A 14149-nucleotide genomic window follows, 5' to 3' on the forward strand; every position below is an offset into this window, starting at 1 on the left:
TGCTTTCAAGCTCCCTTTTTTTGATCTCCGCCGCACATGCTGTGGATCTTGCCAACATCCCAGCAAGGCTTCTTTCCGCCCTGGCTCCACAAGGTTGCTTCTGGTGAATTCACCTTAATGAACAGTTTTTCCGGTTGAGATGTAAAGCGACCATAGTCCGGATCGAACCTTTTGAGCACATTTTCGAGCTTCTCAGTAGTCTTAACTGGGGAAATGTTTTCAATGGCCCACTCTCTGGGCGAAAAAGAATCCCAGTTCTGAGAAAAGAAAATCAGCGTTTTTGGAAGATCGGATTCAGTTATGGTGACGCCGGTCTGTGAATTAAAGTACTCTTTGTTTACTCCGATATTATTTGATAATAATATGCCGGGCGTCCCAGCAAAAAAGCCCTCAAAAAGGCTCCGATTGCTTCCCTCCTTGAGGGAGAGCAGAATATTAACCTTTGATTTGTTGAGCAGAACATTAAGCTCAGGTTGCGAAAGCCCCTCGTAGAAAGTTATCTTGTCAGAGAGTTGAAAGTCACGAATCAAATCCAGTATCTCTTCACGACATTCTCCCCAACGGCCACAGACTAACGCTGCTTTCAACGTTACTCCCTGCCTGTCCAGGTCACGAAGCGCCTTGAGAAAGACATATTGCCTTTTGATCGAATTGAAATTGGCAACATAGATGACGTCATATTCCTTCTCAACAGCCTCGATCGGCCTGAATACATCCGGGTCTACCCAGTCACCTGAGCCGAATTCCACCGGCACAAGGTTGGTATCTAACGACTCAAGGAGTGATCTATCTTCGCATTCAGATGCTTCAACAATGATAGGTGCAGAAAGAGATGACCAGCTCAAAATCTCCGGAAGACAATAGCCCGCCCAACTAGGTTCGAGGACTATATGAAAATACTCCAACAATCGCTCCAGGTTAAAACGAGCAAAAGCGTCAGGAAATGTCGTGGTAAACTTGATGAGATACACCCCTTTCTCCAGTACTCCACCGGTCTCATCAATAACCGGGTCTTTAAGCACAATTGAACGTTTTTCAATCCATTCAGGAGAGGCATTTGCCTCTTTCAATACGACGCGCCTGCTAACTTCAACCAGATCTTCAAACCACAATCGGACAAGCACCCGGGAAAGCCGGCTTGGCCCTACTCGATCAGCTTTCATCAATAAGACAAGGCCATTATCCCTGACACCCACTGTCTTCAGGAGGTACGAACCCAGCGCCAAAACAGAAGATAGATAGCTACGTAAAGGAAATACAACGTAGTCTTTTACGTGCCACTTTAAATAGGCAAATCTGGTTCTGAGCCTCACGACAAATCGACCTGATTTCTTTCCAGGCATTCTTTGTAAAAACTTCTGAGAAGCTCAAAATAATAGTCTGGAAGAAATTCCCGCTCGTAACGCTCACGGGCTTTTTTGCCCAACGATTGTCGCAAGGCTGCGTCTCCCATAAGCGTATCAAGCTTCTTGGCAAGATCGCTTGAAGATCCCTTTTCAAACAACAGACCATCAACGCCATCTTCGATTACGCTAGGAATCCCCCCAACCCTTGAGCCGATTCTCGGTTTTCCCGCGGCCATCGACTCTAAGAGGACGCGTCCCATAGCTTCCGTTCGGGAAGCTAATACAAAGATCCCACAACTGCCAATATGTTCGGGCATATCGGCGGGATCAACGGCGGGGTGGTGGAAGATTTGCGGATGCCCCTGGAAATATTGTTCCAGAAATTGTTGGTCGGGGTAGTGCCCCAGGATTTTCAGTTTCCACTCCGGGTATTTTGGGGCAACAATTTTAAATGCCTCGATTAGAACATCGACCCCCTTGATCCAGAAAGGGTAACCCGCAAACAGAACAACCTGCTCCTCTCTCAGGTTCTCAAACCGATTCGCATCCACGAAATTCTGGAACCTCGATATAAGGGGGTTCCGGGGAAAGGGTCGGAATGAATCGACCTGGCCGTCGTACAGGAGCTTTATGCCGTCCGCGCGCTTAAGAACATACCTCTCGACATTCACCATTGAGAATTTCTTCAGGCGGCGTTTAAGAGGACTTTCGATGTCCATATAGATTGTGTCGTCGGTGTAATCCCCATTCACCTCAGTTACAAGCTTGACCTTAAAAAAACGGCAAAGAATAGCGCCGAGCAATCCTGTCTTGAGAGGATCATAAGTTATGAATAAATCATAGGGTTGACCGCTTTTTTGCGCTTTACGAAGGTAGCGAAAACCGAGCCAAAGAAACCCCAGAGTCGATCTTAGGGACCTTGGCTTTTGCTCGGATATGCAGTGTATATCCATTCGACCGTATTTTACTTGCTGAGCTCGCGGCCCAGCAGTTAGAACCGTCCCATAGAAATCCTTCGAAAGCATCTCACACCGCCTGCCAAACACATGTTCAAGGTTGTATTTTGGGCCTGGAGAGAGAAAAAAGATCTTTTTGCCTTGCGCCATCAACGGCTCCCTTTTTTGAGTTTCCCTTGCCTGGAATGAGGCAGGCATTCAGATTTAAGAAATATCCACCATGCTGCAACTGAAAAGCCGATAAGGTTCCAAAAAATCGGGTAGTACAAAACCGATATGAACGTAGCGGAAACCAAAAACCCAGTCATTGAAGCAAGCAGCGCCGTCGCAAACAACACTGTGGCTTCACTTTTCCTGCTTTCCTCGTCAATTCGTTGCTTTGACTGCGTCTGACTCAAGTATGTCTTTTTGTAGACTGACCTGATTCGCAAGCCTCTCTTGTAGAACGATACCGTGAGGGCAAAATATATCAGAATGCCCGCAAAACCCATTTCCGGAATCAGTGAGAAATACAGGGAATGACTTTGCCTTCCGGCGCGGCCCCTGGCACCTTCCTCATAAAAGGGGCTCAAATGGAAATATCTTGCTGAAGTCCAGGGGTAATTCTGGGGGCCGACACCGAATATGGGGTTGTCCTTAAAGATTTCCCAAGCGGTAGTCCAGTGAAGAAAACGAAGATTCCGGGTCGAATTCTCCTTATCAGTTATCGTTTTCATATCCGCAACATAGTCGTCGGGCACGAAATTCATTGCGACCCCGCCCAATACACCGGCCAAGATGGTTGATAAAAGGATATTCCGAACAGGCTTCTTCGAAAAAAGTAGTATCATTCCCACAACGGCCATCAAGCCCAGGAATCCGCCCCGGGATGAAGTCATCACGATTGCTGCGATCGCCAACGCGGCAGCCCCCAATGCTAGCCAACGCTTGAGTTGCCTCTCCCCAGACAATTTGTGGTAATACCAGCAAAAAGGCAGCCCAACGACCAGAAACAGGCAAACATCATTTTCATCGCCAACGAACCCTCCGGGCCCTCGCCCGCCGTTTAACAGAACCCAAACTGAAACGAGTAGAACAATATAAACCAATGACTCAAATAGCTTTTTTAAGGCTGATTCGCTATCAACCAATATCGTGGTCGCAAACACGACTGCCAGCGTCAGAAACATCGCCTTCGTAGCGTTAAACGCGTGATAGTTATTGTTTGCGAACGGCACATGAATCAACATCAAGACCCAGAATGTGAGTACCAGTAATAAAAGCCGATCTTTGGGAAGGTCTTTTGAGTAGACATACACGATACCCAGGAGGAAGATATTTAACAGAGCGGGGATCTTAAAAGGTCCCAGGAAACTCAGATAGCTGTCTTGAAGGCGAACATACTCAAAGAAGAGAAAAGCCAGTAGGGCCAACAGGTAGCGGCTCTTCTTTGCGAATCGGGCACGCTCTTTCCTTTCTAGAACTTCCATCGTTCTACTCACCCAACGACTCGATCAGCTCCAGATACACCCTGTTCTGAGCTGCCCTTGAGAACTCTTTTCGCTTTCTGAGTTCTTCCTGAGAAAGAGATTCTGCGTTGTGACGGCTTAAATCATTCAAGGCCAGAAGAAGCATTTCTTTCAAACGATTCAGGTTATCGTCAGATGCGTATCCAAAACCATTTCCTCTCACGAACTCTCCGGTCGAAGAGGTGTCTTCAGTAATTACAAATGACTTGCAGGGATAGCGGAGGTAATCAAACGTCTTTGCTGGAATCTGTAAAGGCTGCTGCTGAGCATAGCTCACCAGCAAGTTGGCTCGAGACAACTCCTTTTCGAGGTTGTTCGGTGGCAACATTCCATGAAGTAGCACCACATGCTCAAGATTATTCTCCTGAGCCCAGTCACGAAGGCTGTAACCATTCCAGGTTTCGCAGTTTCCATAAAGATGAAAACGGATACCACCGTTCTTGATTTTTCCGCATTCCATTAGCGATTTTATAGCCTTCAGTAGCGGAAAAGGGTTCCGGTTTGCATAAAGTTCTCCAGCAAAGGCGAGCTCAAAACCGCTTTCAAAGGGTGCCGACTTATCAATGAACTCTCCATCAAAACCGTTGTATACTGTATTAACGCGATAGCTATAACCTTCCCGTCTTGCTACATCTCTCATTTCATTTCCGAGAGCCTCGGTCGTTACTACTACCTGATCAGCTTTACGAAGGTAAAGTTTTTCCAACCAGTTTTCGAACGCTACCCTGTATGGCGCCCTACACACGGGTTTGACAAGCTCCCACATGTTGATGGGGTCCCGGATATCCATTATCCATTTTGCGTTGAAAAGGATGAGGGAAAAGCGAGCCAGAAAGTGGACCGACGCTGGAGGAGACGAACTGATCACCAAATCAAATTGCTGTCCTTTGATTTTCTGATAGATCAGCAGAAACATAGAAGCAAGCAACCATCCTTTGGTGGCGTTTAACATCGCTTGTCCCGATATGATCATGCGTTTGAGGAGGAACCTAAATGAGTATGTCCCATTGGGAGCATCTGGAGGCCTACCACTTTCTGGATTCCCACCATCATCAGCAGCTCTCGTAGGGCGTTGCTCTACTTCTTGTCCCGCACCCCTCGCAGATCTATTCAGCTTTTTAAGAAAAGCATAGGTAGGGTTTAACAATCCTGGCAGGTGGGGAGCTTGTATTATCTCAACAGAATCTTGCCATTGGCGTGTGCTTGCCGCCGGTTGGTCAACATGTTTCGTGGTGAGGACAGTAACCTTCCATCCGGCGGCCAGCATTGAGTTAACCAATTCCGTGGGCCGTTTGGCCCCCACCGAACGATCAGGGGAAAAATGATAGCTGACTACCAGAGCACGCTTCATAGCAACCTTTAATACATTCCATAGCGTTTAAGAGACAGTTTCAAAAAAGCCTCGCTTGACTTAGACTTCTGAGCATCGATTTCAGGGGTTTACCATGACTTTTCGAAAGCTAAAAGATTTGATTCGATCCGATTTGTACCGTTATTTTGGATCCTGTTCATTTTCTCTATTTTTCAAAGCCTATCTCAGACATCCCGGATTCCGTTACACCTTCTATCTCCGGTTCGGAGAATACTGTCATGATAAACGACATTTGAGGTATCTGATTTATCCTCTTGTAAAAATCATCCACAAACACCTCACGTTTCGCTATGGGATTTCTATACCCATAGGCACTGAGATCGGCTATGGCTTCTACATAGGTCATTTCGGAGGAATTGTGATTAACGGTCAATCTATCATTGGCAATAATTGTAACCTTTCCCAGGGCGTGACGATCGGCGAGATTCCATTTGGCACAAACGCCGGCGCTCCTGTTGTGGGGGACAACGTTTATCTTGCCCCCGGAGCAAAAGTGATTGGCGGAATACACGTGGGCAGTTTCTCAGTTGTGGCACCCAATTCGGTTTTGCACCGCTCAATTGATCAGCATTCAGTGGTAAGCGGAGTTCCAGCCACCCTTATCTCATGCAATGGGAGCGGTGGTTATATCCACAATCCTTTCAGTAACTAGGCCGCTTGCGTTCAAGATTTCCCGCTATTCCAAGGACATTCGAATAAATATCGCAATACTGCCTAGTCATTTCCCTTGCGGAGAAGCCGTGGCTTACCCTTTCATAACCCTGCTTCTTGCAAGATTCCAGTTTTCGGCTATCAGTTAGGAAGTCGCCAATAGCCTGCGCAGTCATATCCGAATCGTCCGGCTGAATTAAAGCACCTTGCTCCGAACTACTAAGCACGGACTTTACTTCTCCCACATCGGTAGCCACCACAGCGCAGCCTGAAGCCATAGCTTCTAGCAAGGAAATAGGCAACCCCTCGTTTCTGGACGGAAGCACAAAGATATCGACCAGCTTTAACAAATCACGCGCGTCTGAGCGGTGGCCAAGCAAGACTACAGTTTTTTCCAACCCCAAATCCTGGATTAGGGCTTCAAGACGCGGCCGTTCCGGCCCTTCACCTATGACCAAAACCTTAAAAGACAACTTTTGAAGTTCAGGCAATCTCAGAACCTTGTCAATAGCATTGACCAGCACATCAATGCCCTTCTCAGGGGTAAGGCTTGAAAGTGAAGCAACGAGCAATGTGTCTTTGTCGATATTCAAGCTGGAGATTAGGCGCTCACGATCCGGTTCAGACTTGCTAATAGAGTCAACATCAATCCCGTTTAGAATTAAAGACGTCCTGGAAGCAGGAACGCCTAGCCTGTTCATATCTTTTTGGATCTTGCTTGAAACAGCAACAACGTGCTGAAAAGTCCGAAGACTCAAGGCATCCAGAAGTGAATATATCCAGAGTTTGAGATTGGTCCGTTTCCAAAGATGATTCGTCGCGACTTTCGGCAGACTGATCCCCGCAAGCCAAACAAGAATATCTTCTTTGTAACCATGGCAGTGCAGAGCACTTACGGAATAGGATTCACAAATCAGGCGAAGATCGCTAAGAACCTTTCGAGAAGGGGTGCCGCCGCATTCCAGCTCAGTTACGCCAATCCCCATGTCGTTCGCAACTTTGTATAGCTGTGTGGTAGGGTCATTCGGATCCCTTAGCACGAGCAGAAACGCATCAACACCAAATTCGGCACTGTTTTTGAGTAGTTCCAGAACTACCTGCTCTGCTCCCAAAAGAGCACTGGAACTTCGAATATGCAGGACGCGAGGCCGGATCCCGACCGCCATATACAACTCCCTGTACCAATGGCTCCTGAAGTCATCAAACCTCGGAGAGACATTGCAGCGTTAGTAAACGACTGCTTCCAACTACAGGATATATTGATTGGCCTTCGCTTGGAATACTGTTGCCATGAACCTATTCCACAATTTTGACTTTAGTATCTGACAAATCACTTTTTACGTTATCGGTATCAACAACCCTGATTTGGAATGACCAGGAGCCGGTAGAGAGGTCTTCGATCATGTAAGTGGTCGTGGTCGGGTCTGTTACAGAAATCACCTTCGGCTCTGGGATGTCCGGAGACACCCGCATAGCATCAACAATGACGTACCCATTGGCCTGGTTTGTAACACTGACGCTCAATTCTTTGTCGCCCGGGATAACAGCTCCCAAGGGCTGCCAATCACCGCCGTTCGACCTTTGGTCAACCTCAACCATTTTCTCTACAATATTGCCGGCTTCGTCAACATAACGTAATTTATAGGCTGCATTACTGGCGCGGTTGGAAGCTGATGTCCAATTAGTCACGACCGCGTAGGTGAGACCCGGCTGCAGATCAGAGAAGACCCACTCCGCTCTTGACTCACCGCCCCCGCTGGCTACTGCCAGATAGTTTTCACCAATATAGCCACTCACGCTAGTGGATTCGGCAAATCCGATCCCTGCTCTACTGAATCCGGGATCGCCATTATCAATCGTCGTCTGCTCGGCACCGACGCTTCGCTTGTAAACGATCTCGTAACCTGCGATTTCCGAGATGCTGAGATCTTGCCCATTTTCTCGCTCGGTAGGTATCGTCCAATTCAGAAAGGCTATATTTGATGCTGGCAAACTGTCAGCGTTATTCGGATCGGAGGAAGCAAGAAACTCTTCATAATTTGAGTATCCGTCTGCATCCGCATCCTCGGACCGATCGTCCCTCAGTGGATCAAGACCATAGCCAACTTCAAAGGCATCATCGACTCCATCGGCATCACTGTCTTTACTGCTGGGATCAGTAAGTAATACAAACTCGTCCAGATTGGTCAGTCCGTCACCATCAAGATCATTATTCGCGTCCCCGCCATCATTGGGATTCAGACCATACTGTAACTCCCAGGCATCATCTATTCCGTCCGCATCCTTGTCAGGATTAGCCACGGATACTTCTTCAAAAAGAATAGCGTCTGCAATGACATATCCGTTGGCGTCGTCGCTTACCGTGACGCGCCCCGTTAATGCAGACATTCGGTATGTACCAAGTTTGAACCAGACTCCACCATTAACCGTTTGATCGACTGAGACTACATCCTGAACAAGGTTGTTCTTATCATCGAGGTGATGCACCGTGTATTTGACGTTCGTTCCGCGGTTGCTATGAGATGTCCAACGGGCGTAGACGTTAAAGTTCTTGATAATGTTCAGGTTCCAGGTTGCCTCACTTTCACCGGTACCACTTGGGGCAAAGGCATAATCATCCCCATAGAATTGACCTGAGTGGGAGGAGTTTTTCCAGTTTCCCACCTGAAAGTGCGCTACATCATTATTATCGACAATGTACTCTCCAGCTGTGCCAGATGCCGGAGCCTCCTGTTCGTTCGGATCAATCTCCGGTTGGAATGCGCAACCCACTAAAGAGCCAGCAATAGATAAAGCCAAGATGATACGGAAGCTGGACATAAACCTACCCCCGGTTACCATAAATGTTTAATCAACTCTTCTTCATCGTGGCACACTTTCGAGATTTTTACAGAGCCGATGTAGTCCAACATCTTCTATTAACGAAACGACTGCAACTCAATCGTTCTTTAGATTTCCAGAGCACCAATTTGCAGCGAAATCGTATCAACGGTCGATGGTTTCCAATTAACACAAGCTGAAAGACAGTAGTCGGAACTACCCACGACATCGAAAACCCAAAAGCCATTGAGCTGAAAAGGAGCGGTTCTGCCTTCAGACTCGTTGCAGCGCGGCAGCCCGGCAAAATCCAATTGCGAGCTGAGGCCGGCAAGCCCTTGCCCAGTGGCTTTCAGGTAAGCCTCTTTTCTGGTCCAAAGGCGAAGAAAACGCTGACCTTTATCCAGGCGATTGCCAGCCTCCTCTAACCAAAGCTTTTCTTGCGTAGAAAAAAAACGGTCGTGGATTGGCAGGCATGCAGGTAAAGCCTCACTTGACTCGATATCAACACCACATTCACCGTCCGATGAAAGAGCCAACGCAACGAATGGACCACTATGGGATATACTCACACCAAGACCACCGGGGTATTCAATTCTTGGTCTGCCCGACTCTTGGATTTGAATCGAAACCTCACTCGGCTTTATTCCATAAATCTGTGAGATTACCTCCCTGGTTATCAGGCGGCCCACTGCAAATCCCCAAGACGAAGGGCCATCTTTGAACGCCTTGAATTTTTCCATCTCCACACTCGAGAGCTTTTCTTCCAACGTAGCGTACTTGATGCTAGCCGCCCGTAAGTCCTGCTGAGCTACAACAAGCACAAGCCTATCGAGTTCAAGGTGCTTACGAACAGTCTGTGGTCTCGATAACATCAACTTCACCTTGTTTGTGATTTCTCGGCTTGCCGGCTAGCCTAGCTTGGGCTTTTTCACTAAATAGCGTAAGCTTTGACTATCGCCCCACAGATGCGACATACCTATTCGTGCAGGGCGCAGGGATGCTTTGGCTATTATGCGAAGGAACTACCGCAAGATGATTGTCGTTCGAAACAAGGATTACCTCCTCCTCTTAAGCATCTTTCTCTTCGCGGTAGCCTTTGCCCCTGAGTGGCGATCTTATTTTGACCTTTGGTACCACTCAATCGTTTATTCACACGGCTTCCTTGTTCTGGCTTTGTCGCTTTACCTGCTGTGGCGCCAATGGCCAGAGCTAAAAACGCGCTCGTTGAGTCCCTCTTTGATCGGTTTCGCGGCGTTGGTTACCAGCTGCCTAATGGTGCTTCTAGCAAAGGCGGCCGATATCAGGACGGTTACACTTTTATTACTCCCCTTCGTATTCCTTAGCTGGGGGTGCGCGCTTTGGGGAAGCTCTTTCATTAAGCTCTGCGGAGTACCTGTCCTTATTCTGGTGTATGCAGCACCAATTTGGGACGACTTTTCACCACTTTTCCAGGTGATTACGGTATTTGCGAACGAGTTACTGCTGTCGTTAGTCGACATCCCGGCTGAAATTCGAGAACTCTATATAACAATTCCCGGCGGCACCTTTTTTGTAGCCGGCGGTTGTAGCGGAGTTCGCTATCTTATGGTCGCGCTTTGTCTCGGTACAGTTTACGGCAATCTTTTTTATGGTGATGCTCGCCGCACCCTTTTTCTAACTCTGATCGCCGGCGCTCTCTCCATGCTCGCGAACTGGATTCGTGTCTTTGGAATCATAGTAGCGGGCCATATTACAGAAATGGAAACATCTCTCGTCGAAGATCATGAGACATTCGGATGGATTGTCTTTCTGATCATTGCATTGGTACCCCTGTTCTTTATTGCAAGAAAACTTGAAACGCGGGACACGGACATCGATCTTTTGCGTCAAGCCATGCCGAAAGTCTCGGAGAACAGATATCAAGATAGAAAAACAGCTCAAGCAACGGTGATCAGTTTTCTGATCGTTCTTGCCGTACCCACGGTTTTCTACTCGCAAACCTCGTTATTTGTTGAAAAGGATGGTGCCAGGCTGCCAAGTTTGCCGGTCGCCCCGAAAGACTGGCGTGGCCCGCTGCGTTTTGCGGATTTCTGGAAACCCAGTTTCCAGAACGAAGATATTGATCTCAGCGGAATCTACGTTTCGAAGACCCTCCAACAGGTTCAACTACAAATTACCGGCTACCACACACAAGGCCAAGGGAAGGAACTGATCTATCACAGCAATCGTTTGTACGATTCAGATGAGTGGAACCTGGTTTCGAGCAATATTTTACACTCAGGCCTAGAGGATCAAGGTATCAACGAAGTAAGAGAATCGATCCTTGAACGCCGAGACGGGTCAGAGCGCATCATAATCTGGTCGTGGTATTTCCTTGATGGATACCAAGGCCCATCGGTGTTGAAAACCAAGCTGATAGGAGGTATCCGAAAGCTCATGGGAGATGGAAGCGGAGCATTAATTGCGGTTGCAGCACGCTGCCCCAAAGATGGAGAGTGCAAGGCGCAAAGATCCGATATTAAGAGCCTCTTGAAAGCAATGAGTTTTAAGACAGATTGAGTTTACTAGTGCCGATAGCCTCACCCCGCGTCTCCTTTCGGAAAATAAGCAGCGATAAACCGAGCATGATAATCCATACGATATGCTTGGGTTCCGATACCTCGAATGTTTTTCTATAAATATCAATGTGGTATTGAGTCTCGAAAAACCCCCGGGAAGTCCGAAATGATGCATCGCCCTCAGTGCTTACATAATCAAAACTTAACTCTGAACCAAAGTTGCTTTGATTAACAAAGTAATCAAGCACATCTCGCTCGTTAAAGATAAAACGCGACTCAGTCCCTTCAACTGTTTTGTCGTATTCACGACCATCGAAAACAAAGCGGCCTCGGTCATACGCGCCGAAAACCGCGTTATCATCTGCGACAAGCTCCCAAAACAGAATCTCCACCGCCTCCAGCTTCAAAATGTAGTCGCCCGACTCCTGCCAATTTTCACCATTGGAAACCAAATGATCCTCGAAGAGAGACCATTCCTGCTGATCGAGAATAGTTCCCGCGTAGAAGCTATCGATATCCTCCCGAACTTCAGCATATAAATTCCTTGGGCTGGTAAGTTCATATGCTTTCCCCTGCTCGAAATGGGTATTCTGGGCATGAAATCCGGCGCCCAGGTATATGGCGTCGGAAATCTGAATGAGCTTTGAGAACGCCGGGCTGGAAAAGAGCACCATAGCCACGAAGATGATAGATGAATAATGACGTGTTAGTTGCATTGAATTATGCCTCCATGCATTTATATAGAATGACTTCCTAACCTAGATGATCCGTGATGCTCATCAACACAATTGCGAAGATTGTTCGCTGGGAACAAAAAGGTAATTGACCCCTACAGAGGCGTCGTCGGCAGCCAATAATTTGCCGTCCTCCTGGATCACCCACGGAGTATAATCCAGATCGAGAAAAACCTTGAATATCTCTTCTTTATCAACTGACACTTCGCTGTAAACAGCGGGCCTTACCGATCGTATAGTTGACAGTGCTCCTCGGAGAAAACTCAACTCATGTCCTTCAATGTCGACCTTTATAAGAGATATATCGCCATCAATACTGGTTATTAAATCATCAAGCTTGGCAGACTCTACCTCTATTCCGGCACTTGCCCCAGCGGTGTTGTCAATCCGTGCTTCACCATGAGCCGGGGTTCCATCTTCATAGGCGGGAATCATCATTCGCACAGCGCGGTTATGATCAGACAGTGCAAGCCTGAGAACCGTAACATTGTTACAGTTTTTGTATTTCAAGTTTTCTAGAAGAATCTTATACGTATTGGGAATAGGTTCAAATGCATAAACGTTACCCTCATGACCAACCAACTCAGACATGATCAAACTATACAAACCAATATTGGCGCCGACATCCAGACAGGTTCCACCTTGAGGAATAAACCTTTTCAAGATGGCGAACTCACTTTTGTCAGCAATCCCCCAGTTGCGCAAAGTCTTTCTGTAATACAGCGCCTTCAACCTCAGCAGAATGAATTGAGGAAGATTCCGATCCAAGAAATGCCTTACCGCTAACGTGTTCACATGACGAGCCTCGGTTTCGTGCCTTTGAGCAGAAATCGATAGCTTTATAGAGCCACGGAACAATCTCACATTTGATCAAAGGAACTGCCCCTATTCCGCTAGGCCTAAATCCAAAGCAATCTTCAGACGCACCCCAGTCATTCATTTGTGCAATATTTGATCTATCATAGACAGAGAAAAACCCACCGTCTAGCTAATCGGTGAAGTTGGTTTTTAGGACTTACAAGCGTGCTTTTAGAATCCGGGAAATCCTTGAAATCTGCTCCACAGAAACAGAGTCATGGGTGGGAAGGACCAGGAGCCGTTCGGCAAACGATTTTGCGTTAGGGAAGTCGGCTGGCTCTGGAGAAATCCCAATGGCGCTCGCAACCCCTTCGACTTCGGGTAGGGCCCGCCCATATAGCGCATTTACCCCAAGACCTTCATTCTCGAACAATTCCAGTAAACGGTCGCGTTCATAGGGGCTATTCATAAGAATCGGGTAGCGAAGCATCGGCTCGGAGTATCGAGCCATTAAAAGCGCATTTTCAGATTTGCATTTCAAAGGCAGCAAAGTGAAAGAAGAGGCGTTGGGCTCAGCTACAAGTATCCGGTCGTATTCTAGATGCCTCGGTGCGCGAGCCATAAATGCCCGTATACCGCTATTGAGTGGACCTTCCAAGGACTTTAGTGTCTGTATTTTTTGCAGGGGCTTGTAGCAGGTTTCTCCTAGCTTCAAAAATGGCAGGCGGGCCAGAAAAGAATAAGGGATTCGGCTCATCATAATATTGACTGCGACCCGTTTTACCGCCCACAAAAATGGGCCAGACACCGTTGAATGCTCTTCACCTGCCCAGTAACAACCTGCGCCTTTTGGTATAGAGTCTTTAACCAACAACGCACCGCCTCCCATCAGGTTAATAGGCTTACCACGGCCAAAGCTCTGAACGACACAGTCTGCATGGTGTTCTTGCGTTGATACTGGAGGAAAGCATTGGGCAGAATCGTCAATCAATCGTATTCCGCACTGTTTCGCAATTGCCGACAGTTGAGTCAGACGTTCCGGAATGCCGAGAAAGTTTACAGCCACAATTCCAACGGTATTGCCAGAAATCGCCTTCCTAATTCTTTCAAGGTCCATCCAGGGCCGGTTCTGTATGAGATCAATGAAAACCGGAACGGCACCCTGGGCAACGATTGCTGACACAAGGTCCGGGCAACCATAGGCCGGAATCAGCACTTCAGGCGTTCCCACTGGTTTTACCGACTTAATGGCGAGGTTTACTGCGACGGAAAGTGCGGACGTTCCGGAATCAAGGAATACAACTTCGTAGCCGCTGTGCCAATTCACCTGCACTGAGTCGGATGGCCGATAAGAAGGCACACGGTTTCCAACGGGCCTTAGTTTCAGAAAGCTAGCCACTGCCCTGCCTCCGGAAGGTTAAGTTCAA

Annotated in this window: 12 protein-coding genes; 2 read left to right on the plus strand and 10 right to left on the minus strand. The window is 47.6% G+C overall.

The genetic code is table 11. From position 1 onward, the window contains the following. Positions 1–5 precede the first annotated feature (5 nt). From ACO06L_RS04455 to ACO06L_RS04470, 4 genes are read right to left on the minus strand one after another with little or no spacing between them, the layout of a single operon-like run. Positions 6–1343, minus strand: a complete 1338-nt coding sequence (locus ACO06L_RS04455) for a glycosyltransferase (protein ID WP_421845352.1) — start codon at positions 1341–1343, stop codon at positions 6–8. Next, positions 1310–2452 carry a glycosyltransferase gene (locus tag ACO06L_RS04460; protein ID WP_336143059.1) on the minus strand — a complete coding sequence of 381 codons (1143 nt, stop codon included), beginning with the start codon at positions 2450–2452 and terminating at the stop codon, positions 1310–1312. The genes ACO06L_RS04455 and ACO06L_RS04460 overlap by 34 nt, the downstream gene beginning before the upstream one ends. Further along, positions 2452–3771: an O-antigen ligase family protein gene (locus ACO06L_RS04465; protein WP_336143061.1), complete on the minus strand. Its 1320-nt coding sequence runs from the start codon at positions 3769–3771 to the stop codon at positions 2452–2454. The genes ACO06L_RS04460 and ACO06L_RS04465 overlap by 1 nt, the downstream gene beginning before the upstream one ends. Positions 3772–3775: 4 nt before the next feature. Then, positions 3776–5161, minus strand: a complete 1386-nt coding sequence (locus ACO06L_RS04470; protein WP_336143063.1) for a glycosyltransferase — start codon at positions 5159–5161, stop codon at positions 3776–3778. A 94-nt stretch (positions 5162–5255) separates the two neighbouring features. Between ACO06L_RS04470 and ACO06L_RS04475 the strand changes: the two genes are divergently transcribed. Then, a complete protein-coding gene (locus tag ACO06L_RS04475; RefSeq protein WP_336143064.1) occupies positions 5256–5834 on the plus strand; it encodes a serine acetyltransferase in 579 nt (192 codons plus the stop codon). Here ACO06L_RS04475 and ACO06L_RS04480 read toward each other — a convergent pair. The 3 genes from ACO06L_RS04480 to ACO06L_RS04490 all read right to left on the minus strand — a co-directional run bounded on the left by ACO06L_RS04480 (position 5824) and on the right by ACO06L_RS04490 (position 9525). Next, on the minus strand, positions 5824–6999 hold the full coding sequence (locus tag ACO06L_RS04480) for a glycosyltransferase family 4 protein (RefSeq protein WP_336143066.1): 1176 nt from the start codon (positions 6997–6999) through the stop codon (positions 5824–5826). The two genes, ACO06L_RS04475 and ACO06L_RS04480, sit on opposite strands and share 11 nt — an antisense overlap. A 130-nt stretch (positions 7000–7129) precedes the next feature. After that, on the minus strand, positions 7130–8653 hold the full coding sequence (locus ACO06L_RS04485) for a hypothetical protein (RefSeq protein WP_336143068.1): 1524 nt from the start codon (positions 8651–8653) through the stop codon (positions 7130–7132). A gap of 128 nt (positions 8654–8781) precedes the next feature. Then, positions 8782–9525 (minus strand): 4'-phosphopantetheinyl transferase family protein, encoded by a 744-nt coding sequence (locus ACO06L_RS04490; protein WP_336143070.1) that lies wholly within the window; start codon positions 9523–9525, stop codon positions 8782–8784. 160 nt (positions 9526–9685) lie between these two features. On the opposite strand from ACO06L_RS04490, the gene xrtA reads away from it, so the two are divergent. Beyond that, complete coding sequence (gene xrtA, locus ACO06L_RS04495) at positions 9686–11191, plus strand: exosortase A (RefSeq protein ID WP_421845355.1); 1506 nt, start codon at positions 9686–9688, stop codon at positions 11189–11191. Here xrtA and ACO06L_RS04500 read toward each other — a convergent pair. The 3 genes from ACO06L_RS04500 to ACO06L_RS04510 all read right to left on the minus strand — a co-directional run bounded on the left by ACO06L_RS04500 (position 11178) and on the right by ACO06L_RS04510 (position 14121). Then, complete coding sequence (locus ACO06L_RS04500; protein WP_336143073.1) at positions 11178–11906, minus strand: hypothetical protein; 729 nt, start codon at positions 11904–11906, stop codon at positions 11178–11180. The two genes, xrtA and ACO06L_RS04500, sit on opposite strands and share 14 nt — an antisense overlap. A 63-nt stretch (positions 11907–11969) precedes the next feature. Beyond that, positions 11970–12692, minus strand: a complete 723-nt coding sequence (locus ACO06L_RS04505) for an FkbM family methyltransferase (protein ID WP_336143074.1) — start codon at positions 12690–12692, stop codon at positions 11970–11972. Between the two features lie 247 nt (positions 12693–12939). Beyond that, on the minus strand, positions 12940–14121 hold the full coding sequence (locus ACO06L_RS04510) for a DegT/DnrJ/EryC1/StrS family aminotransferase (protein WP_336143076.1): 1182 nt from the start codon (positions 14119–14121) through the stop codon (positions 12940–12942). Between the last annotated feature and the right edge of the window lie 28 nt (positions 14122–14149).

The sequence above is a fragment of the Marinobacter sp. genome (assembly GCF_965229985.1).
In the GTDB taxonomy this organism is placed as follows: domain Bacteria; phylum Pseudomonadota; class Gammaproteobacteria; order Pseudomonadales; family Oleiphilaceae; genus Marinobacter.